We start from the raw sequence: 21,480 nt of genomic DNA, 5'->3' as shown, positions 1-21,480 counted from the left end.
CCGGCCCCGATCCACCGGAAAGCCGAAGGGCTCCCGCACCGGATGACGGTGCGGGAGCCCTTCGTCGCGCTACGGCCGGCTCAGGCCGAGGCAGGGGGATACAGGTCGCGCGGCAGCTGGGACGCCGCCGCCTCGTCCAGCAGCCACAGCGTCCGGCTGCGGCCACGGGCGCCCGCCGCCGGGGCCTGCACCTCTCCGGCACCGGAGAGGGCGATGGCCGCGGCATTGGCCTTGTCCTCGCCGGCCGCCAGCAGCCACACCTCCCGCGCCGCGCGGATGGCGGGCAGGGTGAGCGAGACGCGGGTGGACGGCGGCTTCGGCGCGCCGTGCACCCCGATCACCGTCCGCTCCTGCTCGTAGACGCCCGGCAGCTCGGGGAAGAGCGAGGCGACATGGGTGTCCGGGCCGACGCCCAGGAGCAGGACGTCGAAGGACGGCACCGCGGCGTGGTCCTCGGGCCCGGCCGCGGCGGCGAGTTCGAGGGCGTATTCCTCGGCCGCGGCGTCCGCGTCGTTGCCGAAGCGGCCGCCGGCCGGCTCCATCGGGTGCACTCGTGCCGGGTCCAGCGGGACGCTGTCCAGCAGCGCCGCGCGGGCCTGGGTGTAGTTGCGCTCCGGGTCCCCCTCGGGCAGGAACCGCTCATCGCCCCACCACAGGTCCAGCCGGTGCCAGTCCACCGCGTCCCGGGCGGGCGCCTCGGCGAGCGCGGCCAGCAGGCCGTTGCCGTTGCGGCCGCCGGTCAGGACCACCGAGGCGAAGCCACGGGCGGCCTGGGCGTCCACGATCTTCGTGATCAGCCGGGCCGCCGCGGCCTTCGCCATCAGGTCCTTGTCGCGGTGGACGACCACCTGCGGTGCGCTCACTTGGCGGCCGCCTTCTTGGCGGGCTTGGCGGGCGCCTTCTTCGCCGTGGCCTTGTCCGGTGTGCCGTCCCCGGCCGCCGGGGCCTCTTCCGCGGGCGCCGCCTGAGCGTCCGCGAGCCGGTCCACGCCGTACTTGAGCGCGGCGGCGTAGATGTCGTCCGGGTCGAGCCGGCGCAGCTCCTCGGCGAGCAGCTCGGAGGTCTCCCGCCGCTTGAGCGCCACCGCACGGTCGGGCTGGCCGTGCATGGAGAGCGTGGCCAGCGAGCCGTCCGGGCGGTCCAGCACGATCGTGCCGCCGCTGGACTCCATCCGTACGGCCGTCAGACCGGGGCCGGCCGACACCGTGCGCCTGACCGGGACGTTCAGCCGGCTGGCGAGCCACATGGCGAGCAGCTCACAGCTGGGGTTGAACTCCTCGCCCTCGACCTCGGCGGAGGTGACCGTGCACGGTGCCTGGTCCAGCGCCGCCGCGAGCATCGAGCGCCACGGGGTGATCCGGGTCCAGGACAGGTCGGTGTCGCCGGGGGTGTAGGTGTCGGCGCGGCCGGACAGCTCCTCGACGGGCCGCTCGGCGGCGTAGGCGTCGGTGACGCGGCGCTGTGCCAGCGCGCCGAGCGGGTCGTTGGCCGGGTCCAGCGGGGCGTTGACCGCCCACCAGACCACCACCGGGGCGTCCGGCAGCAGCAGCGGCAGCACCACGGACTGGGCGTGGTCGATGGCCTCGCCGTACAGCCGGAGTATGACCGTCTCGCCGGTGCCCGCGTCCGTGCCGACCCGGACCTCGGCGTCCAGCCGGGCCTTGGCGCGGTCGCGGGGCGAGCGGCTGACCCGCTTGATGACGACCAGGGTGCGCGAGGGGTGCTCGCGGGAGGCCTCGTTGGCCGCCTTCAGGGCGTCGTAGGCGTTCTCCTCGTCGGTGACGATGACGAGGGTGAGCACCATGCCGATGGCGGGCGTGCCGACGGCGCGGCGGCCCTCCACCAGCGCTTTGTTGATCTTGCTGGCCGTGGTTTCCGTCAGATCGATCTTCATGGCCGACGCCAGCTCCGTCCGTCTCGTGCGAGCATTTCGTCCGCCTCGGCCGGGCCCCAGGTGCCCGCCGGGTACTGCGCGGGCTTGCCGTTCTTGTCCCAGTACTCCTCGATCGGGTCGAGAATCCGCCAGGACTGCTCGACCTCCTCCAGGCGCGGGAAGAGGTTGGCGTCGCCCAGCAGCACGTCGAGGATCAGCCGCTCGTACGCCTCCGGGCTGGACTCCGTGAAGGACTCGCCGTACGCGAAGTCCATCGAGACGTCCCGGACCTCCATCGAGGTGCCCGGCACCTTGGAGCCGAACCGCACGGTCACGCCCTCGTCCGGCTGGACGCGGATGACCAGGGCGTTCTGGCCCAGCTCCTCCGTCGCCGTGTGGTCGAAGGGGGAGTGCGGGGCGCGCTGGAAGACCACCGCGATCTCGGTGACCCGGCGGCCCAGCCGCTTGCCGGTGCGCAGATAGAACGGCACGCCCGCCCAGCGGCGGTTGTCGATCGACAGCTTGATCGCGGCGTAGGTGTCGGTCTTCGACTTGGGGTCGATGCCGTCTTCCTGGAGATAGCCGACGGCCTTCTCGCCGCCCTGCCAGCCCTCCGCGTACTGCGCGCGGACGGTCTCCTTGCCGAGGTCCTTGGGCAGCCGTACGGCGCCGAGCACCTTGGTCTTCTCCGCGACCAGCGCGTCCGCGTCGAAGGAGGCCGGCTCCTCCATGGCGGTCAGCGCGAGCAGCTGGAGGAGGTGGTTCTGGATGACGTCACGGGCCGCGCCGATGCCGTCGTAGTAGCCGGCCCGGCCGCCGATGCCGATGTCCTCGGCCATGGTGATCTGGATGTGGTCCACATAGCTGCGGTTCCACAGCGGCTCGAACATCGTGTTGGCGAAGCGCAGCGCCAGGATGTTCTGGACCGTCTCCTTGCCCAGGTAGTGGTCGATCCGGAAGACCTCGTTGGGCGGGAAGACCTCGTGGACGATGCGGTTGAGCTCCTGCGCGCTCTCGAGGTTGTGCCCGAAGGGCTTCTCGATGACCGCGCGGCGCCAGGAGTCCGCCTTCTGGTCGGCGAGGCCGTGCTTCTTGAGCTGCTGGACGACCTTGGGGAAGAACTTCGGCGGTACGGAGAGGTAGAAGGCGAAGTTGCCGCCGGTCCCCTGGGCCTTGTCCAGCTCCTCTATGGTCGCCTTGAGCGTCTCGAAGGCCTGGTCGTCGTCGAAGTTGCCCTGGACGAAGCGGCAGCCCTGGACCAGCTGCTGCCAGACCTCCTCGCGGAACGGCGTCCGCGAGTGCTGCTTGACGGCCTCGTACACCTCCTGCGCGAAGTCCTCGTTCTCCCACTCGCGGCGGGCGAACCCGATGAGGGAGAAGCCCGGCGGCAGCAGACCGCGGTTGGCCAGGTCGTACACGGCGGGCATCAGCTTTTTACGGGACAAATCGCCCGTGACGCCGAAAATGACCAGGCCCGACGGCCCCGCGATACGCGGGAGCCGTCGGTCCAGTGCGTCACGAAGCGGGTTGGCTCCGTGGGATGCAGTCAAAGGAGATCAGCCCTCCGAGGGAGCGAGGCGCTTGAGCTCCGCCTCCGTGGACTTGAGGAGGTCGTTCCAGGCCGTCTCGAACTTGTCGACGCCCTCGTCCTCCAGGAGCTGGACGACCTCGTCGTACGAGATCCCGAGTGCGGCGATCGCGTCGAGCTCGGCACGGGCCGCCTCGTACGTGCCGCGCACCGTGTCACCGGTGATCTCGCCGCGCGCCGCGGTGGCCTCGAGGGTGGCCTCCGGCATGGTGTTGACCGTGCCCGGGGCGACCAGCTCGTCGACGTACAGGGTGTCCTTGTATGCCGGGTCCTTGACGCCGGTCGAGGCCCACAGCGGACGCTGCTTGTTGGCGCCGGCCTTGTCCAGGGCGGCCCAGCGCTCGGAGGCGAAGACCTCCTCGTACGCCTGGTACGCCAGACGGGCGTTGGCCAGCGCGGCCTTGCCCTTGAGCGCCTTGGCCTCGTCCGTGCCGAGCACCTCCAGGCGCTTGTCGATCTCGCTGTCCACCCGGGACACGAAGAACGAGGCGACCGAACGGATCAGGGACAGGTCCAGGCCCGCGGCCTTCGCCTTCTCCAGGCCCGCCAGGTAGGCGTCCATCACCTCGCGGTAGCGCTCCAGCGAGAAGATCAGCGTGACATTGACGCTGATGCCCAGGCCGATCACCTCGGTGATGGCCGGCAGACCCGCCTTGGTGGCCGGGATCTTGATCAGGGTGTTGGGGCGGTCCACCAGCCAGGCCAGCTGCTTGGCCTCGGCGATGGTCGCCGCGGTGTTGTGGGCCAGGCGCGGGTCGACCTCGATGGAGACCCGGCCGTCCTGGCCGCCGGTGGCGTCGAAGACCGGCCGCAGGATGTCGGCGGCGTCGCGGACGTCCGCCGTCGTGATCATGCGGATGGCTTCCTCGACGGTGACCTTGCGGGCCGCCAGGTCCGCGACCTGCTGGTCGTAGCCGTGGCCGTCCGAGATCGCCTTCTGGAAGATCGACGGGTTGGTCGTGACGCCGACGACGTGCTGCTGGTCGATCAGCTCGGCGAGATTGCCGGACGTGATGCGCTGGCGCGACAGGTCGTCCAGCCAGATCGCTACGCCTTCGTCGGAGAGGCGCTTGAGTGCGTCTGTCATGGGTTTAGCATCTCCTACTTGTCGTATACGGGCGTCAGCGCGCAGCCGCGTCAAGAGATTCCCGGGCGGCGGCCGCCACCGCGTCGGCGGTGAAGCCGAACTCGCGGAAGAGGACCTTGCCGTCGGCCGAGGCACCGAAGTGCTCCAGCGAGACGATGCGCCCGGCGTCACCGACGTAGCGGTGCCAGGTCAGGCCGATGCCGGCTTCGACGGCGACACGGGCCTTGACGGACGGCGGCAGCACGCTGTCGCGGTACGCCTGGTCCTGCTCCTCGAACCACTCGACCGAAGGCATCGACACGACCCGCGTCGGGATGCCGGCGGCCTGCAGCTGCTCGCGCGCCTCGACGGCGAGCTGCACCTCGGAGCCGGTACCGATCAGGACGGCCTGGGGCGCGGTGCTCTGCCCATCGGGGCCGGTGGCCTCGAAGAGGACGTAGCCGCCCTTGGCGGCGTCTTCGTTGGCCGGGTACGTCGGCACGCCCTGACGGGTCAGCGCGAGGCCGTGCGGGGCCCCCACGCCGAACTTCTTCGTGTAGCGCCTGAGGATCTCGCGCCAGGCGAGGGCGGTCTCGTTGGCGTCGGCCGGGCGGACGATGTTCAGGCCCGGGATGGCGCGCAGCGAGGCCAGGTGCTCGATGGGCTGGTGGGTCGGGCCGTCCTCGCCCAGACCGATGGAGTCGTGCGTCCACACATACGTCACCGGCAGGTGCATCAGCGCGGACAGCCGGACGGCGTTGCGCATGTAGTCGGAGAACACCAGGAAGGTGCCGCCGTAGATGCGGGTGTTGCCGTGCAGCGCGATGCCGTTCATCTCCGCGGCCATGGAGTGCTCGCGGATGCCGAAGTGGATCGTGCGGCCGTACGGGTCGGCGCCCGGCAGCGGGTTGCCCTCCGGCAGGAACGACGACGTCTTGTCGATCGTGGTGTTGTTGGAGCCCGCGAGGTCCGCGGAGCCGCCCCACAGCTCGGGGATGACCGCGCCGAGCGCCTGCAGCACCTTGCCGGACGCGGCGCGGGTGGCGACCGCGTGGCCGGGCTCGAACGCCGGGAGGTGCTCCTCCCAGCCCTCGGGGAGGTCCGTCGCGGCGATCCGGTCGAACTCGGCGGCGCGCTCCGGGTTGGCCGTGCGCCAGGCGGCGAACGACTTCTCCCACTCCTTCTTGGCGTCGCGGCCGCGGTCCAGGGCGGCGCGGGTGTGCGCGAGCACCTCGTCGGCGACCTCGAAGGACTGCTCCGGGTCGAAGCCCAGGACGCGCTTGGTGGCCGCGACCTCCGTGTCGCCCAGCGCCGAGCCGTGCGCGGCCTCGGTGTTCTGGGCGTTCGGGGCCGGCCAGGCGATGATCGAGCGGGCCGCGATGAAGGACGGGCGCCCGGTCTCGGCCTTGGCGGCCTCCAGGGCCTTGGCCAGACCGGCCGGGTCCAGGTCGCCGTTGGGCAGCTGCGCGACCCGCTGGACGTGCCAGCCGTAGGCCTCGTAGCGCTTGCAGGTGTCCTCGGAGACCGCGGTCTCGGTGTCACCCTCGATGGAGATGTGGTTGTCGTCCCACAGCAGGACGAGGTTGCCGAGCTTCTGGTGGCCGGCGAGCGAGGAGGCCTCGGCGGAGATGCCCTCCTGGAGGCAGCCGTCACCGGCGATGCACCAGATGGTGTGGTCGAAGGGGGAGGTGCCCGCCGCCGCCTCGGGGTCGAACAGGCCGCGCTCGTAGCGGGCCGCCATCGCCATGCCCACGGCGTTGGCGACACCCTGGCCCAGCGGGCCGGTGGTGGTCTCCACGCCGGTGGTGTGGCCGTACTCCGGGTGGCCGGGGGTCTTCGAGCCCCAGGTGCGGAAGGCCTTGAGGTCATCGAGCTCCAGGCCGTAGCCGGCCAGGTAGAGCTGGATGTAGAGGGTCAGGCTGGAGTGGCCCGCGGAGAGGACGAACCGGTCGCGGCCGGTCCAGTCCGCGTCCGCCGGGTCGTGCCGCATCAGCTTCTGGAAGAGAACATAGGCGGCGGGCGCCAGGCTCATGGCCGTACCCGGATGGCCGTTGCCGACCTTCTGCACGGAATCCATGGCCAGGACGCGGACGGTGTCCACCGCCCGCTTGTCCAGATCGGTCCACTCGAAATCTGTGGTGGTCGGCTTGGTGCTCACCCTGAGTCAGGGCTCCTCTCCACATGTCGAACGCCGGGAACGGTTTGCCCTCCGGCGGTGCCGAGCCTACCCCCGCCGGTGCGCGCTCCTTTTCGACGCTCAGTCGGTGTTTTCGGCGCTCAGCCGGTGCTCAGTCGGCGTCCTGGGTGCTCAGTCGGCGGGTGGCGGCACGGGCAGTCGTCGCTTTGCGCAGCCAAGTCACGACATCGGGTGATCCCGCCCCGGATGCGCCGGCCATACGACCAGACTGCCGGGCCGTGGTGCCGTTCGCCTCCTGAACGCCGGGCGAACGTCGCGGGAATGCCGCCGCCCCCAGGCCAGGGGGCGGCGCCCAACACGACCGCACCCCCGCGAAGATCGCTCTCTCGCCAACGTCTAAAGTGGCGTGGTACGCGCAAGCTTTACCGCCGCTTCGGCGGTTGGGCTTGCGGGCCTTATCTCTGCGGCAATGGCCGCTGAAGTTACTTCCAGGGGTGTGCGTGACGGCCGTCGAATCCCGTCCTGCGGGGGCGCTCTCTGAGGTCTCCGGGAGTCCCGGAAAGCGGCCGTTCCCGGCTCGCGTCAAGGCATTCATCGCGCTGACCAAGCCGCGGGTCATCGAATTGCTGCTGATGACCACCGTGCCGGTGATGTTCCTGGCGGCCAAGGGCGTCCCCGATCTGTGGCTGGTGCTGGCGACCTGCATCGGCGGCTATCTCTCGGCCGGCGGCGCGGGCGCCTACAACATGTACATCGACCGCGACATCGACGCCCTGATGGACCGCACCGCGCAGCGGCCGCTGGTCACCGGCATGGTCTCGCCGCGCGAATGCCTGGTCTTCGCGACCACCCTCGCGGTCGGCTCCACCGCCTGGTTCTGGTTCCTCGTCAACCCGCTGTCGGCAATGCTGTCCCTCGGGGCGCTGCTTTTCTATGTCGTCGTCTACACGATGATCCTCAAGCGGCGCACCGCACAGAACATTGTCTGGGGCGGAATCGCGGGCTGTATGCCGGTCTTCATCGGCTGGTCCTCGGTGACGAATTCGGTCTCCTGGGCCGCGCTGATTCTGTTCCTCGTCATTTTCTTCTGGACGCCGCCGCATTACTGGCCGCTGTCGATGAAGGTGAAGGACGACTACGAGCGGGTCGGCGTGCCGATGCTCCCGGTCATCGCCGGCAACAAGGTCGTGGCCCGGCAGATCGTCGCCTACAGCTGGGTCATGGTCGCCGTCTCGCTGCTGCTCCAGCCCCTGGGCTACACCGGCTGGTTCTACACCGCGGTCGCGGTGGTCTGCGGAGCGTTCTGGCTCAAGGAGGCGCACGGCCTGCAGGCCCGCGCCAAGGCCGGGATCACCGGGGCCAAGCTCAAGGAGATGCGGCTCTTCCACTGGTCCATCACCTATGTCTCGCTGCTGTTCGTGGCCGTCGCCGTGGACCCCTTCCTGCGCTGACCACCGACCCGCCGGCCGCCTCTTCCTCAGGTGATTACCGGCGGGTAGCATGCTGTTCATGGCAGACACCCAGCAGGTGGAGACGGCCGGCAGCACCACCGGCGCCCAGGCCGGCAAGCGGGACCGGAAGCGTACGGCCAGGCTCGCCCGGCAGATCCGCGCCTTCGCCGACGCGCACGGCGGCAGCGCCGAGGGTCAGCTCGCCCACATCGGCCGCGGCCGCACCCGGATCGCCCTGGTCGGCGCCAACGGCGAGTGGGGCAATCTCGTCGCCGACACCTTCGAGGCCGCCAAGGACGCCGCGGCGCTGGCCGGCCTCGAAGTGCACGACGACTTCGACGGCGAGCTCGCCGCCAAGGTCCGCACCGGCCGCTACGAGTGGTCCCGGATGGCGGGCCTGCAGCTGGGCGGCCCGGCCAACGCCTGACGGCCGCCGGGTGGCGTGCGCCGGGGCGCACGCCACAAGCGGAGCCCGCTACCTCACCACCTCCTCACCCGTTAAGCCACCGGGCGCGGCGCTTCGTTCGCGCCCGGCGGGCTCTTGGGTAGGAGGACCGGATGGACGGCCATACCTTCCTGGCAGATCAGCCCCCGCTCATCGACCAGCACAGCCATGGCGCGCTGCACGGCGAACTCGGCCTGGGCTCGTTCGAGGCCCAGCTGGCCGCCGCGGCCGGCGCCCACGGCCCGGCCCCGGCGGGCACGAGCTACTTCGACAGCTGGACCGGCCTCGCGCTGCGCCGCTGGTGCCCCCCGCTGCTGGGCCTGGAGCCGCACTGCGCGCCCGCCCGCTATCTGGCCCGCCGGCGCGAGATCGGCGCCTTCCGCGCCGGCCGGCTGCTGCTGCGCGGCGCCGGCATCGGCACGTTCCTGCTGGAGGTCGGCGCCCCCAGCGAACTGACCTCGGCCGCCGAGCTGGCCGCCGCCGCCGAGGCCCGCGCCCATGAGGTCGTACGCCTGGAATCACTCGCCGAACAGGTCGCCGACACCTCGGGCAGCGTCGACTCCTTCATCACCTACACCGCCGAGGCCCTCTACGCCGCGGCCCAGCACGCCACCGCCTTCGCCTCCGGCGCCACCTACTGCGACGGGCGTGCCCCGCAGGCCGGCGAGGTACGGCGCGCCGCGGAACGCTGGCTGAGCGGCCGCCGTCCCGGGGGACGGCTCGGCGAGCCGACGCTGGTACGGCATCTGCTGTGGAGCGCGATGGCCACCGGGCTGCCCGTCCAGCTGCACTGCCCCGATCCCCGGCCGCTGGCGGGCTTCCTGCAGGCCACGACCGGGATCGGCGCGGACGTCGTCCTGCTGCCACCGGTGCCGCACCACCGGCGGGCGGCGCAGCTCGCCGCGGTGCACGCCCATGTCTACGCGGACGCCGGACCGAGCCCCGAGGAGACCCTCGGCCAGGCGCCGTTCGGCAAGCTGCTGTTCTCCTCGGGGGCGCACGGGCTGCCCGAGCTCTACGTCACCGGGGCGCGGTTGTTCGTACGGGCCATGGAGCGGGTCGTGCGGGAGTGGACCGACGAGGGGATGTGCGGCCCGGAGGACGGGCCGGTCATCACCGAGATGGTCGGGTCGGGGACGGCGCGCCGGGTCTACCGGCTGGACGCGGCGGCCACCTGAGGACCGGGCGCCTCGTGCCCGTCGGAGGGGGCGGGCACGACGGGCTCCTCCTCCTGCAGCGGACCGCGGTCGCGCAGCGCCAGCGCGACCCGCAGCACGCAGAGCCACACCATGGCCGATCCGAGCATGTGGAACCCGATGACCAGCGCCGGCAGGCCCATGAAGTACTGGACGTAGCCGATGACGCCCTGCAGGGCGAGGCAGACGAACAGCTCCAGGACCCGCCGGCGCGGCGCCGCCGGGGCCTTGACGGCCCGCAGGGTGAACCACAGCGCCACGCTCAGGCCGACCACGATGTAGACGAAGTCGACGTGCAGCTGCGTGATCTCCTGCCAGTTCAGCGGAATGCGGTGGACCTTCTTGGCGTCGCCCGCGTGCGGGCCCGCGCCGGTGACCACCGAGCCGATGACCGTGAGCGCGCCGGTCGCCGCGACCAGCAGCCAGGCCAGCTGCCGCACCGGGCGGGCCACCAGCTCACGCGGTTCCTCGTCGCCCTCGCCCGCCCGCTGCCAGCTCAGTACGGCGACCGTGAGCAGGGCCGTGGCCGCGAGGAAGTGGGAGCTGACGATGTACGGGTTCAGGCCCGTCAGGACCGTGATGCCGCCGATCACGGCGTTGCTCATGACGAGCCAGAACTGCGCCCAGCCGAGCCGGGTGAGCGAGCGGCGCCGCGGGTGCCGGGCGCGCGCGGCGATGATGAACAGGCCGACGACCACGCACAGCACATCCGTCAGCATGCGGTTGCTGAACTCGATGATGCCGTTGATGCCCATCGCCGCGGTCGGCGTCAGGCTGTCCGGGGTGCACTTGGGCCAGGTCGTGCAGCCCAGCCCGGACTGGGTGAGCCGGACCGCGCCTCCCGTCACGACGATGATGACGGCCATGACGACGGTCGCCAGCGCGGCCCGCTGCACGAAGCGGGCGGACGGCTGCCAGCGGCGGGCGATCAGCTCGAGGGGATTCAGCGTGTTCGGCACGGTTGCCATCGTAGGCGGCGGCTTGTGCGAGTTTTCACGAGGGCCCCTTCCGGGCGTCCCCCATCCGCCGTCACCAGCGCAGAGCCGTGAAATCGACCGGCTGCGGCCGCATGTCCTGGGCGCGCACGGCCAGTTGCCGCATCCGCTGCGCCATCTGTTCGGCGGGCAGCTGTCTGCGGTCGCCGTGGCCGGGCAGCAGCCATGCGAAGCGGAGCCGGCCGACGGTGCGTGCCAGCGAGGCCGCCAGCTCCTCGATGGAGTACCAGGTCACGCTCTGCGCGATCTCGATGTCGCCGGTCGTCCGCGACCAGTAGAAGCTGTCGCCGCTGAAGCAGTACCGGTCGTCGGCCAGATAGAGCACGCTGCCCTCGGTGTGGCCGGGCAGCGGCACGGCGTGGACACCCTCGGCGATCTCGACGTCCTCGGTGCCGCGAAGGACGCGGTCGGCGTCGGGGGCCGCGTCGAGGTCGCCCTCGTGGATCCACAGCCGGGCGCCGAAGCGGTCGGCGTAGCGGCGGCCGTGTGCCGCGTGGTCACGGTGGGTGAGGAGGACGTCGGTGACGCGGCCGAGCCGCTCGTACCGGGAGGCCAGCGCCTCGCTCCAGCGCGGGGTGTCGATCATCATCAGGGTCCCGGAGGGGCGCCGCAGAAGGTAGGAGTTGGCCCCGGCGGTGTGGGGGGAGTTGTGCCCGCAGAGATGGACGGTGTCGTCGAGCGCCAGCGGGAACGGGTCCTGCGCCGGGTCCAGCCGGCCGGTGCCGGGGCGGATGGAGCGGGTGGGGCAGGCGAACGCGGCGGCCTGTAACCGGCGCTCCTCCGCCGCGTCGGCCGGTTCGCGCAGGATCACGGAGCGGTTGCCGGCCTCGCCGATCAGGCCGGGTGCGAGCTGCCGGGCGACGTCGCAGTTGGTGCAGCGGTCGTCCACGTACCAGTCGGTGGATGCGTTGGTCATGACCACGAGATTCCTCGGTGGCCGGCGAAAGGGGAAGGGGCGCCGGATCTTGTTTTTGCCGGTGGCGGCCGCTCTGCACCGCAGCGAATGAGAGCAAGGAATGAAGGCATGGCCATGACAAGGCATGCGCGCGGGGTGACCGGATCAACGAGCCATCCGGCCGCTCACTCCCAGCGGAAGAACCTGGCCGCCGCCCCGAGCCCCAGCACCGCCCACCCGGCGAGCACGCCGAGGTCCCCCCACGGCACACCGGCCCCGTGCTGCAGCACCTCGCGCAGCCCGTCCGACAGCGCCGAGATCGGCAGCAGCCCCAGCGCCGACTGCGCGGCCTCCGGGAACTTCGTCAGCGGGACGATGACCCCGCCGCCCACCAGGAGCAGCAGAAACACCAGGTTGGCGGCGGCGAGGGTGGCCTCCGCCTTGAGCGTGCCCGCCATCAGCAGGCCCAGGCCCGAGAACGCGGCGGTGCCCAGGAGGAGCAGCAGCACCACGGAGACGGGGTTGCCGTGCGGGGACCAGCCCAGGGCGAGGGCGACCGCCGTCAGCAGCGCGATCTGCAGCACCTCGGTGACCAGCACCGCGCAGGTCTTGGCGGTCATCAGCCCCCAGCGCGGCAGCGGCGAGGCGGCGAGCCGCTTGAGCACGCCGTAGCGGCGCTCGAAGCCGGTGGCGATGGCCTGGCCGGTGAAGGCGGTGGACATCACGGCGAGGGCGAGGACGCCGGGCGCCAGGAAGTCGACGGCCTTCCCCGAACCGCCCGCGGTGTCCGTGGGCACGGCGATGATGTCGACGGCGGAGAAGAGCACCAGTAGCAGCGTCGGGATGACGACGGTCAGCAGCAGCTGCTCGCCGTTGCGCAGCAGCATCCTGGTCTCCAGGGCCGCCTGTGCGCGAATCATCCGGGGCAGCGGGGCCGCCCCGGGCCGCGGGGTGAAGGTACCGGCGGTGGCGGCGGCCCCGGTGGCGGTCGCGGGCTCGGTGGCGGTCATGCGCGCAGCTCCTTACCGGTGAGCTCCAAGAAGACGTCCTCCAGGGTGTGCCGCTCGACGGCTATCGCGTCGGGCATGACGCCGTTCTGGGCGCACCAGGAGGCGACGGTGGCCAGGAGCTGCGGGTCGACCTTGCCGTTGACGCGGTAGGTGCCCGGGGTGACTTCGGTGGCGGCGCTGTCGGAGGGCAGCGCCTTGAGGAGGGAGGCGACATCGAGCCCCGGCCAGCCGGAGAAGCGCAGGCTGTTCTCCGCGCCGCCGCGGCACAGCTCCTCGGGGCTGCCCTGGGCGATGACCCGGCCGCCGTCGATGATCGCGACATCGTCGGCGAGCTGCTCGGCCTCGTCCATGAAGTGGGTGGTGAGGACGACGCTCACGCCGTCGGTCCGCAGCTCCCGTACGAGGTCCCAGGTGGCGCGCCGGGCCTGCGGGTCCAGGCCGGCGGTGGGCTCGTCGAGGAAGACCAGCTCGGGGCGGCCGACGACGGCCATCGCCAGCGCGAGCCGCTGCTGCTGGCCGCCGGACAGCCGGCGGTAGGGCGTACGGCCGCAGCTGCCCAGGCCGAGCCGCTCGATGAGCGGGCCGACGTCGAGGGGGTGGGCGTGCAGGGTGGCGGTGTGCCGCAGCATCTCCTCGGCGCGGGCGCCCGCGTAGACGCCGCCGGACTGGAGCATGACGCCGATCCGGGGGCGCAGCGCGGTGGCGTCGGCGACGGGGTCCAGGCCCAGGACGCGGACCGTGCCGTCGTCCGGACGGCGGTATCCCTCGCAGGTTTCCACGGTGGTGGTCTTGCCGGCGCCGTTCGGGCCGAGAACGGCGGTCACCGCGCCGCGCGCGACGGTGAGGTCGAGCCCGTCGACGGCGGTCTTGGTCCCGTATCGCTTGACCAGGCCGACGACCTCGACGGCAGGCTCGGTTCGCATGGCGGGCAGTTTACGGAGCGGACGCCGGGCGCCGGTGCGCGGGGGCTCGGGTTCGGCCATGGCCGCCCCGAAGATAGGTGACCCTAAGTGATGGAGACCACCAGTCCGTCATCCGGACGTGGGTTGAATCGCTCCGGCGAATTACGCAACAATGACGTTGTGAAAAACCCGAGCGAGGATCAGGGAGCACCCGCGGTCGAGCCGACCGCCGGGCCGGCCCCCGCCGCGCCCGAGCCGTCCGCGCAGTCCCGGGCCGCACATCCCGTCCCGCCGGCGCACGACGAGCAGCACGGCACCCGCAATCGGGTCGCCCGCTCCATTCTCGACCACGGTCCGTCCACCGCGGCCGAGCTGGCGCTGCGCCTGGAGCTCACCCAGGCGGCGGTGCGCCGCCATCTGGATGCGCTGGCCGCCGAGGGTGTCGTCGAGCCCCGCGAGAAGCGGGTCTACGGCGCACGCGGCCGCGGCCGCCCCGCCAAGGCCTTCGCCCTGACCGACTGCGGCCGGGACGCCTTCGACCAGGCCTACGACCAGCTGGCCTCCGACGCGCTGCGCTGGATCGCGCAGTCCGCCGGCGGCGGCGCCATGGGTGAGGCGGCGGTCGCCGCGTTCGCCCGCGCGCGGTTCGCGGCGCAGGCCGCCGGCTACCGCGAGGCGGTCGAGGCCGCCGAGCCGCAGGCCCGTACCCAGGCCCTTGCCGAGGCGTTGACCGCGGACGGGTACGCTGCTACGGCGCGCAGCGCGCCCAACCCACAGCTCGGTGAACAGCTCTGCCAGCACCACTGCCCGGTCGCCCATGTCGCCGAGCAGTACCCGCAGCTGTGCGAGGCGGAGACCGAGGTCTTCTCCCGACTGCTCGGGACCCACGTACAGCGTCTTGCCACCATCGCCCACGGCGACGGAGTGTGTACGACCTTCATCCCGAAGGCCGGGGCCGGCAAGGCAGCTCACCGCACCGGTGAGCACACCACAAAGACCACCACAGCATCTGCCAGCACGGCCGGGAGGAACCCCGCATGACGCTCCCCACGGAGACTGCTCACCCTGAGCTCGAGGGCCTGGGCAACTACGAATACGGCTGGGCCGACTCCGACGTGGCCGGCGCCTCCGCCAAGCGCGGTCTTTCCGAGGACGTCGTCCGCGACATCTCGGCGAAGAAGAACGAGCCGGAGTGGATGCTCAAGCTCCGTCTCAAGGGCCTGAAGCTGTTCGACAAGAAGCCCATGCCCAACTGGGGCTCGGACCTGTCGGGCATCGACTTCGACAACATCAAGTACTTCGTCCGCTCCACCGAGCAGCAGGCCGCCTCCTGGGAGGACCTGCCCGAGGACATCAAGAACACCTACGACAAGCTCGGCATCCCCGAGGCGGAGAAGCAGCGCCTGGTCGCCGGTGTCGCCGCGCAGTACGAGTCCGAGGTCGTCTACCACCAGATCCGCGAGGACCTGGAGGAGCAGGGCGTCATCTTCCTGGACACCGACACCGCGCTCAAGGAGCACCCGGAGCTCTTCCAGGAGTACTTCGGCACGGTCATCCCGGTCGGCGACAACAAGTTCGCGTCGCTGAACACCGCGGTGTGGTCCGGCGGCTCGTTCATCTACGTCCCCAAGGGTGTCCACGTCGACATCCCGCTGCAGGCCTACTTCCGGATCAACACCGAGAACATGGGCCAGTTCGAGCGGACGCTGATCATCGTCGACGAGGACGCCTACGTCCACTACGTCGAGGGCTGCACGGCGCCGATCTACAAGTCGGACTCGCTGCACTCCGCGGTCGTGGAGATCATCGTCAAGAAGGGCGGCCGCTGCCGCTACACGACCATCCAGAACTGGTCGAACAACGTCTACAACCTGGTCACCAAGCGCGCCGTCGCCTACGAGGGCGCGACCATGGAGTGGGTCGACGGCAACCTCGGCTCCAAGGTGACGATGAAGTACCCGGCGGTCTACCTGATGGGTGAGCACGCCAAGGGCGAGACGCTGTCCATCGCCTTCGCGGGCGAGGGCCAGCACCAGGACGCCGGTTCCAAGATGGTCCACATGGCGCCGAACACCTCCTCCAACATCGTCTCGAAGTCGGTGGCGCGCGGCGGTGGCCGGACCTCCTACCGCGGTCTGGTGGAGATCGGCGAGGGCGCCGCGGGCTCCAAGTCCAACGTGCTGTGTGACGCCCTGCTGGTGGACACGATCTCCCGCTCGGACACCTACCCCTACGTCGACGTCCGCGAGGACGACGTCTCCATGGGCCACGAGGCGACCGTCTCCAAGGTCAGCGAGGACCAGCTCTTCTACCTGATGGCGCGTGGCCTGACGGAGTTCGAGGCGATGGCGATGATCGTGCGCGGCTTCGTCGAGCCGATCGCCCGTGAGCTGCCGATGGAGTACGCCCTGGAGCTCAACCGGCTGATCGAGCTGCAGATGGAGGGCGCGGTCGGCTGACCCGCCGCCCGTCCCGCCCGCAGCACCCTTCTTGACGCAGAAAGCGAGCACTACGACAGCCATGGCTGAGGCTCAGAACATCCCGGCAGGTTCCACGACCACCGGCTCCATCGCGGTGGCCGCGGAGTCCACCGTCGCCACCCGGATGAGCGCCCCGCCGTCCTTCGACGTGGCGGACTTCCCGGTGCCGCACGGCCGTGAGGAGGAGTGGCGCTTCACTCCCCTCGCGCGGCTGAAGGGCCTGCACGACGGCTCCGCCGTGGCCGGCGGCCCCGACCTGAAGATCGACATCACCGCGCCCGAGGGCGTCACCCACGAGCTGGTCGACCGCAGCGACCCGCGGGTCGGCAAGGCCGGTACGCCCGTGGACCGGGTCGCGGCGCAGGCGTACAGCTCCTTCGAGAAGGCCTCGGTCGTCACGGTCCCCAAGGAGACCGTGCTGCCCGAGCCCATCCGGATCACCGTGCACGGCGAGGGGGGCACCGCCTTCGGCCACCAGGTCATCGAGCTCGGTGCGTTCGCCGAGGCGGTCGTCGTCATCGACCACACCGGTGACGCGGTGCTCGCCGCCAACGTCGACTACCTCCTCGGCGACGGCGCCAAGCTGACCGTCGTCTCGGTCCAGGACTGGGCGGAGACCGCCGTCCACACCGGGCAGCACAACGCCCTGGTCGGCCGGGACGCCACCTTCAAGTCCGTGATCGTCACCTTCGGCGGCGACCTCGTCCGGCTGCACCCGCGCATCACGTACGCGGCCCCCGGCGGCGAGGCCGAGCTCTACGGCCTCTACTTCACCGAGCAGGGCCAGCACCACGAGCACCGCCTCTTCGTCGACCACGACGCGACGAACTGCCGCTCCAACGTGACGTACAAGGGCGCGCTCCAGGGCCAGGACGCCCACGCCGTCTGGATCGGCGACGTCCTCATCCGGGCGTCCGCCACCGGCACGGACACCTACGAGCTCAACCGCAACCTCGTCCTGACCGACGGCGCGCGGGTCGACTCGGTGCCCAACCTCGAGATCGAGACCGGCGAGATCGTCGGCGCCGGCCACGCCTCGGCGACCGGCCGGTTCGACGACGAGCAGCTGTTCTACCTGATGGCCCGCGGAATCCCGGCCGACGAGGCCCGCCGTCTGGTCGTGCGCGGCTTCTTCGCCGAGCTGGTCCAGCAGATCGGTCTCCCGGACGTCGAAGAGCGCCTGATGAGCAAGATCGAGGCCGAGCTGGAAGCGTCCGCGGTATGAGCTACGTACGCGCAGCGGCACTCAGCGAGCTGGAGGAGGACACCCCCAAGAGGGTGGAGATCGACGGCACGCCCGTTTCCCTGGTGCGCACCGAGGGCGAGGTGTTCGCGATCAACGACATCTGCTCGCACGCGAACGTCTCCCTCTCCGAGGGCGAGGTCGAGGACTGCTCGATCGAGTGCTGGCTGCACGGCTCGAGCTTCGACCTGCGCACCGGCAAGCCGAGCGGCCTTCCCGCGACGCGCCCCGTCCCCGTATACCCCGTAAAGATCGAAGGGGACGACGTGCTCGTCTCCGTCACCCAGGAGTCCTGAGTTCCCCATGGCAACGCTTGAGATCCACGACCTGCACGTCTCCGTCGAGGCCGAGAACGGCCCGCGCGAGATCCTGAAGGGCGTCGACCTGACCGTGAAGCAGGGCGAGACGCACGCCATCATGGGCCCCAACGGCTCCGGCAAGTCGACTCTCGCCTACTCGCTGGCGGGTCACCCCAAGTACACGATCACCGGCGGCACGGTCACCCTCGACGGCGAGGACGTCCTGGAGATGTCCGTCGACGAGCGCGCCCGCGCCGGCGTCTTCCTCGCCATGCAGTACCCGGTCGAGGTCCCCGGTGTCTCCGTCTCCAACTTCCTGCGCACCTCCGCGACCGCGATCCGCGGCGAGGCCCCCAAGCTGCGGCTGTGGGTCAAGGAGGTCAAGGAGGCCATGGAGCGTCTCCAGATGGACCCCGCCTTCGCCGAGCGCAACGTCAACGAGGGCTTCTCCGGCGGTGAGAAGAAGCGCCACGAGATCCTCCAGCTGGAGCTGCTCAAGCCGGCCATCGCGATCCTCGACGAGACCGACTCCGGCCTCGACGTCGACGCGCTGCGCACCGTCTCCGAGGGCGTCAACCGCGTCCGCGAGACCGGCCAGGTCGGCACTCTGCTGATCACCCACTACACGCGCATCCTGCGCTACATCAAGCCCGACCACGTCCACGTGTTCGCGAACGGCCGCATCGCCGAATCCGGTGGCGCCGAGCTCGCCGACAAGCTGGAGGCCGAGGGCTACGAGGCTTACACGAAGGGTGGCGCAACCGCGTGACACAGCTGCCGGGCCTCCTCGACACAGAGGCGATCCGTAAGGACTTCCCCCTCCTGGACCGTCAGGTCCACGACGGGAAGAAGATCGTGTACCTGGACAACGCCGCGACGTCCCAGAAGCCGCGCCAGGTCCTCGACGCCCTGAACGCCTACTACGAACGCCACAACGCCAACGTCCACCGCGGCGTGCATGTGCTCGCCGAGGAGGCCACGGCGCTGTACGAAGGCGCGCGCGACAAGGTCGCCGCCTTCATCAACGCACCGAGCCGCAACGAGGTGATCTTCACCAAGAACGCCTCGGAGTCGCTCAACCTCGTGGCCAACATGCTCGGCTGGGCCGATGAGCCCTACCGCGTGGACCGCGAGACCGAGATCGCCATCACGGAGATGGAGCACCACTCCAACATCGTCCCGTGGCAGCTGCTCTCGCAGCGCACCGGCGCGAAGCTGAAGTGGTTCGGCATCACCGACGACGGCCGCCTCGACCTGTCCAACATCGACGAGATCATCACCGAGAAGACGAAGATCGTCTCCTTCACGCTGGTCTCCAACATCATGGGCACGATCAACCCGGTCGAGACGATCGTCCGGCGCGCCCAGGAAGTCGGCGCGCTGGTCTGCATCGACGCCTCGCAGGCCGCCCCGCACATGGTGCTGGACGTCCAGGCGCTGCAGGCCGACTTCGTCGCCTTCACCGGCCACAAGATGTGCGGGCCGACCGGCATCGGCGTCCTGTGGGGCCGCCAGGAGCTGCTGGAGGACCTCCCGCCGTTCCTGGGCGGCGGCGAGATGATCGAGACCGTCTCGATGCACTCCTCGACGTACGCGCCCGCGCCGCACAAGTTCGAGGCCGGTACGCCCCCGATCGCGCAGGCCGTGGGCCTCGGCGCGGCCGTGGACTACCTCACCTCGATCGGCATGGACAAGATCGCCGAGCATGAGCACGCGATCACCGAGTACGCCGTCAAGCGGCTGCTGGAGGTCCCCGACCTGCGCATCATCGGCCCCGGCACGGCCGAGGACCGCGGCGCGACGATCTCCTTCACGCTCGGCGACATCCACCCGCACGACGTCGGCCAGGTGCTGGACGAACAGGGCATCGCGGTCCGGGTGGGTCACCACTGCGCCCGCCCCGTCTGCCTGCGGTACGGAATTCCCGCGACCACGCGAGCGTCGTTCTATCTGTACTCCACCCCCGCCGAGGTCGACGCCCTGGTCGAGGGGCTTGAGCACGTACGCAACTTCTTCGGTTGAGGAAATGCGGCCGGACAACCAAGCGCAGCGGATGAGGACGAGGACTGACTGAGTCGTGAAGCTGGATTCCATGTACCAGGACGTCATCCTGGACCACTACAAGCACCCCCATGGGCGCGGTCTGCGTGACGGCGACGCGGAGGTGCACCACGTCAACCCCACGTGCGGTGACGAGATCACCCTGCGCGTGCGGCTGGACGGCGCGAAGATTGAAGATGTGTCGTACGAGGGGCAGGGCTGCTCCATCAGCCAGGCCTCGGCGTCCGTCCTCAACGAGCTTCTGGTCGGCAAGCAGCTGGGCGAGGCGCAGAAGATCCAGGAGACGTTCCTGGAGCTGATGCAGTCCAAGGGCCAGGTGGAGCCGGATGACGCGATGGAGGAGGTGCTGGAGGACGCGGTCGCGTTCGCCGGTGTCTCCAAGTACCCGGCGCGCGTGAAGTGCGCCCTGCTCAGCTGGATGGCCTGGAAGGACGCCACGGCCAAAGCTCTCTCCGAGGAGGCGAAGACCGCATGACGGAAACGACCACCAAGCCGGCCTCTGAGGAAGAGGTCCGCGAGGCGCTGTACGACGTCGTCGACCCCGAGCTGGGCATCGACGTCGTCAACCTGGGCCTGATCTACGGCATCCACATCGACGACGCCAACATCGCCACCATCGACATGACGCTGACGTCCGCGGCCTGCCCGCTGACCGATGTCATCGAGGACCAGGCGAAGTCGGCCACCGAGGGCCTCGTCAACGAGCTGAAGATCAACTGGGTCTGGATGCCCCCGTGGGGCCCCGACAAGATCACCGACGACGGCCGCGAGCAGCTGCGCGCGCTCGGCTTCAACGTCTGACGGGATCCCCCGCAACGCACGGCGCGATACGGCCGTGCCCGCCAGGACGTCCTGGCGGGCACGGCCGTTCGTCTTTCCGTGGCTTTTCCCCGGGCGCCGTTGTGTACGTCCGTACGCAACGCTGTGTACGCTCGTACGCATGGTCTATGTGACGCTGGGCGCCGCGATCCTCTCCGAGATACTCGCGACCACCGCGATGAAGTACAGCGACGGGCTCAGCAGGCTCTGGCCCTCGGTGGGCACCGTGGTGGGCTACCTCATCGCCTTCGCGCTGCTGGCCCGGACGCTGAAGACGATGAGCGTCGGGACCGCCTATGCGATCTGGTCCGGGGCCGGCACGGCCGTGATCGCGGCGATCGGCATGGTCTTCCTCGGGGAGAGCACCAGCGCGCTGAAGATCCTCGGGGTGCTGCTGGTCATCGCCGGGGTCGTGGCGCTGAACCTGGACGGGGCGCACTGATGGCGCGGCGCTACGACCCCGACCGGCGGCAGCGGATCATCGACGCAGCGATCCGCGTGGTCGGCGAGCGTGGGATCGCCGGGCTCAGCCACCGGGCGGTGGCCGCCGCCGCCGATGTGCCGCTGGGATCGACGACGTACCACTTCCGCACCCTGGACGATCTGCTGGTCGCGGCGCTGGAGCAGATCAACCGGGAGTGCCTGGCCGAATTCGCGCGATGGGTGGTGGGCATCGACCCGGCGGTGCCGCTCGGCGAGGAGGTCATGCGCTACGTGGCGGACCTCCTGGGCGGGGACCGGGCTCGGCGGGAGCTGGAGTACGAGCTGTATCTCGCGGCGCTGCGGCATGTGGCGGTGCGCCCGATCGCGGCCGCCTGCCTGGACGAGATGGCGCAGCTGCTCGGGGAGCGGATCGGCGATCTCCCGACCGCCCGCGCCGTGGTGGCCTTCACCGACGGGCTGGTGCTCCAGCATCTGCTCACCGGACAGCCCTTCGAACCGGCCGCGCTGCGCGCCGGACTGGCCTCGGTGCTGGGCTGAGGCCGGGGCCCGCGCGGCTCGTACGGCCCTACGAAGCGG

At 70.6% G+C, this 21,480-nt stretch carries 22 protein-coding genes; 13 read left to right on the top strand and 9 right to left on the bottom strand.

Annotated elements, in window-relative coordinates; genetic code table 11:
- Window positions 1–80: 80 nt before the first annotated feature.
- From pgl to tkt, 5 genes are read right to left on the bottom strand one after another with little or no spacing between them, the layout of a single operon-like run.
- Window positions 81–863, bottom strand: a complete 783-nt coding sequence (gene pgl, locus AC5677_RS09890; protein WP_497194646.1) for a 6-phosphogluconolactonase — start codon at window positions 861–863, stop codon at window positions 81–83.
- Entirely contained in the window at window positions 860–1,894 is a 1,035-nt protein-coding gene (gene opcA / locus AC5677_RS09885) for a glucose-6-phosphate dehydrogenase assembly protein OpcA (RefSeq protein WP_497194645.1), read from the bottom strand. Before opcA ends, pgl begins: the two co-directional genes overlap by 4 nt.
- Window positions 1,891–3,423 (bottom strand): glucose-6-phosphate dehydrogenase, encoded by a 1,533-nt coding sequence (zwf, locus tag AC5677_RS09880; protein ID WP_497194644.1) that lies wholly within the window; start codon window positions 3,421–3,423, stop codon window positions 1,891–1,893. The genes opcA and zwf overlap by 4 nt, the downstream gene beginning before the upstream one ends.
- Window positions 3,424–3,429: 6 nt before the next feature.
- Entirely contained in the window at window positions 3,430–4,548 is a 1,119-nt protein-coding gene (gene tal, locus AC5677_RS09875) for a transaldolase (protein WP_497194643.1), read from the bottom strand.
- A 34-nt stretch (window positions 4,549–4,582) separates the two neighbouring features.
- On the bottom strand, window positions 4,583–6,685 hold the full coding sequence (gene tkt / locus AC5677_RS09870; RefSeq protein ID WP_497194642.1) for a transketolase: 2,103 nt from the start codon (window positions 6,683–6,685) through the stop codon (window positions 4,583–4,585).
- Window positions 6,686–7,164: 479 nt separating this feature from the next.
- On the opposite strand from tkt, the gene AC5677_RS09865 reads away from it, so the two are divergent.
- From AC5677_RS09865 to AC5677_RS09855, 3 genes are all read left to right on the top strand, one after another.
- On the top strand, window positions 7,165–8,115 hold the full coding sequence (locus AC5677_RS09865; protein WP_497194641.1) for a heme o synthase: 951 nt from the start codon (window positions 7,165–7,167) through the stop codon (window positions 8,113–8,115).
- 49 nt (window positions 8,116–8,164) lie between these two features.
- Window positions 8,165–8,542 (top strand): hypothetical protein, encoded by a 378-nt coding sequence (locus AC5677_RS09860; protein ID WP_497194640.1) that lies wholly within the window; start codon window positions 8,165–8,167, stop codon window positions 8,540–8,542.
- A gap of 131 nt (window positions 8,543–8,673) precedes the next feature.
- Complete coding sequence (locus AC5677_RS09855) at window positions 8,674–9,738, top strand: amidohydrolase (protein WP_497194639.1); 1,065 nt, start codon at window positions 8,674–8,676, stop codon at window positions 9,736–9,738.
- Here the strand turns inward: AC5677_RS09855 and AC5677_RS09850 are convergent.
- The 4 genes from AC5677_RS09850 to AC5677_RS09835 all read right to left on the bottom strand — a co-directional run bounded on the left by AC5677_RS09850 (window position 9,711) and on the right by AC5677_RS09835 (window position 13,579).
- Window positions 9,711–10,715, bottom strand: a complete 1,005-nt coding sequence (locus AC5677_RS09850; RefSeq protein ID WP_497194638.1) for a COX15/CtaA family protein — start codon at window positions 10,713–10,715, stop codon at window positions 9,711–9,713. The genes AC5677_RS09855 and AC5677_RS09850 overlap by 28 nt on opposite strands.
- A 70-nt stretch (window positions 10,716–10,785) precedes the next feature.
- Window positions 10,786–11,667 carry an MBL fold metallo-hydrolase gene (locus tag AC5677_RS09845; protein WP_497194637.1) on the bottom strand — a complete coding sequence of 294 codons (882 nt, stop codon included), beginning with the start codon at window positions 11,665–11,667 and terminating at the stop codon, window positions 10,786–10,788.
- Window positions 11,668–11,831: 164 nt separating this feature from the next.
- Entirely contained in the window at window positions 11,832–12,656 is an 825-nt protein-coding gene (locus AC5677_RS09840; RefSeq protein ID WP_497194636.1) for an ABC transporter permease, read from the bottom strand.
- Window positions 12,653–13,579 carry an ABC transporter ATP-binding protein gene (locus AC5677_RS09835; RefSeq protein ID WP_497194635.1) on the bottom strand — a complete coding sequence of 309 codons (927 nt, stop codon included), beginning with the start codon at window positions 13,577–13,579 and terminating at the stop codon, window positions 12,653–12,655. Before AC5677_RS09835 ends, AC5677_RS09840 begins: the two co-directional genes overlap by 4 nt.
- A gap of 159 nt (window positions 13,580–13,738) precedes the next feature.
- On the opposite strand from AC5677_RS09835, the gene AC5677_RS09830 reads away from it, so the two are divergent.
- The 10 genes from AC5677_RS09830 to AC5677_RS09785 all read left to right on the top strand — a co-directional run bounded on the left by AC5677_RS09830 (window position 13,739) and on the right by AC5677_RS09785 (window position 21,441).
- The gene (locus AC5677_RS09830) at window positions 13,739–14,599 is read left to right on the top strand and encodes a helix-turn-helix transcriptional regulator (protein WP_497194634.1); all 861 of its coding nucleotides are present in this window, start codon (window positions 13,739–13,741) and stop codon (window positions 14,597–14,599) included.
- Entirely contained in the window at window positions 14,596–16,017 is a 1,422-nt protein-coding gene (gene sufB, locus AC5677_RS09825) for a Fe-S cluster assembly protein SufB (protein ID WP_053926972.1), read from the top strand. Before AC5677_RS09830 ends, sufB begins: the two co-directional genes overlap by 4 nt.
- Before the next feature lie 61 nt (window positions 16,018–16,078).
- Window positions 16,079–17,263, top strand: coding sequence for a Fe-S cluster assembly protein SufD (sufD, locus tag AC5677_RS09820; protein ID WP_497194633.1), 1,185 nt, complete (start codon window positions 16,079–16,081; stop codon window positions 17,261–17,263).
- Window positions 17,260–17,577, top strand: coding sequence for a non-heme iron oxygenase ferredoxin subunit (locus AC5677_RS09815; RefSeq protein ID WP_083104538.1), 318 nt, complete (start codon window positions 17,260–17,262; stop codon window positions 17,575–17,577). The genes sufD and AC5677_RS09815 overlap by 4 nt, the downstream gene beginning before the upstream one ends.
- Before the next feature lie 7 nt (window positions 17,578–17,584).
- Window positions 17,585–18,349: a Fe-S cluster assembly ATPase SufC gene (sufC, locus tag AC5677_RS09810; RefSeq protein WP_403507295.1), complete on the top strand. Its 765-nt coding sequence runs from the start codon at window positions 17,585–17,587 to the stop codon at window positions 18,347–18,349.
- Window positions 18,346–19,602, top strand: a complete 1,257-nt coding sequence (locus AC5677_RS09805; protein ID WP_497194632.1) for a cysteine desulfurase — start codon at window positions 18,346–18,348, stop codon at window positions 19,600–19,602. Before sufC ends, AC5677_RS09805 begins: the two co-directional genes overlap by 4 nt.
- A gap of 55 nt (window positions 19,603–19,657) precedes the next feature.
- The gene (gene sufU / locus AC5677_RS09800) at window positions 19,658–20,116 is read left to right on the top strand and encodes a Fe-S cluster assembly sulfur transfer protein SufU (protein ID WP_497194631.1); all 459 of its coding nucleotides are present in this window, start codon (window positions 19,658–19,660) and stop codon (window positions 20,114–20,116) included.
- Window positions 20,113–20,442 (top strand): metal-sulfur cluster assembly factor, encoded by a 330-nt coding sequence (locus AC5677_RS09795; RefSeq protein WP_497194630.1) that lies wholly within the window; start codon window positions 20,113–20,115, stop codon window positions 20,440–20,442. The genes sufU and AC5677_RS09795 overlap by 4 nt, the downstream gene beginning before the upstream one ends.
- A 139-nt stretch (window positions 20,443–20,581) precedes the next feature.
- On the top strand, window positions 20,582–20,902 hold the full coding sequence (locus AC5677_RS09790) for a DMT family transporter (protein WP_497194629.1): 321 nt from the start codon (window positions 20,582–20,584) through the stop codon (window positions 20,900–20,902).
- Window positions 20,902–21,441, top strand: coding sequence for a TetR/AcrR family transcriptional regulator (locus AC5677_RS09785; RefSeq protein ID WP_497194628.1), 540 nt, complete (start codon window positions 20,902–20,904; stop codon window positions 21,439–21,441). Before AC5677_RS09790 ends, AC5677_RS09785 begins: the two co-directional genes overlap by 1 nt.
- Window positions 21,442–21,480: the final 39 nt, after the last annotated feature.

Source organism: Streptomyces sp. JLSY215 (genome assembly GCF_059682825.1).
Note: the sequence above shows the minus strand (reverse complement) of the source record. Positions and strands in the feature narration are given on the sequence as shown.

Bases quoted from the DNA above. Each gene is read 5' to 3' on its own strand.
- tal (WP_497194643.1), bottom strand. From the start codon at position 4,548: ATGACAGACGCACTCAAGCGCCTCTCCGACGAAGGCGTAGCGATCTGG.
- AC5677_RS09835 (WP_497194635.1), bottom strand. From the start codon at position 13,579: ATGCGAACCGAGCCTGCCGTCGAGGTCGTCGGCCTGGTCAAGCGATAC.
- AC5677_RS09790 (WP_497194629.1), top strand. From the start codon at position 20,582: ATGGTCTATGTGACGCTGGGCGCCGCGATCCTCTCCGAGATACTCGCG.
- opcA (WP_497194645.1), bottom strand. From the start codon at position 1,894: ATGAAGATCGATCTGACGGAAACCACGGCCAGCAAGATCAACAAAGCG.
- sufB (WP_053926972.1), top strand. From the start codon at position 14,596: ATGACGCTCCCCACGGAGACTGCTCACCCTGAGCTCGAGGGCCTGGGC.
- AC5677_RS09855 (WP_497194639.1), top strand. From the start codon at position 8,674: ATGGACGGCCATACCTTCCTGGCAGATCAGCCCCCGCTCATCGACCAG.
- AC5677_RS09845 (WP_497194637.1), bottom strand. From the start codon at position 11,667: ATGACCAACGCATCCACCGACTGGTACGTGGACGACCGCTGCACCAAC.
- AC5677_RS09785 (WP_497194628.1), top strand. From the start codon at position 20,902: ATGGCGCGGCGCTACGACCCCGACCGGCGGCAGCGGATCATCGACGCA.
- sufC (WP_403507295.1), top strand. From the start codon at position 17,585: ATGGCAACGCTTGAGATCCACGACCTGCACGTCTCCGTCGAGGCCGAG.
- AC5677_RS09840 (WP_497194636.1), bottom strand. From the start codon at position 12,656: ATGACCGCCACCGAGCCCGCGACCGCCACCGGGGCCGCCGCCACCGCC.
- AC5677_RS09860 (WP_497194640.1), top strand. From the start codon at position 8,165: ATGCTGTTCATGGCAGACACCCAGCAGGTGGAGACGGCCGGCAGCACC.
- AC5677_RS09815 (WP_083104538.1), top strand. From the start codon at position 17,260: ATGAGCTACGTACGCGCAGCGGCACTCAGCGAGCTGGAGGAGGACACC.
- AC5677_RS09795 (WP_497194630.1), top strand. From the start codon at position 20,113: ATGACGGAAACGACCACCAAGCCGGCCTCTGAGGAAGAGGTCCGCGAG.
- sufD (WP_497194633.1), top strand. From the start codon at position 16,079: ATGGCTGAGGCTCAGAACATCCCGGCAGGTTCCACGACCACCGGCTCC.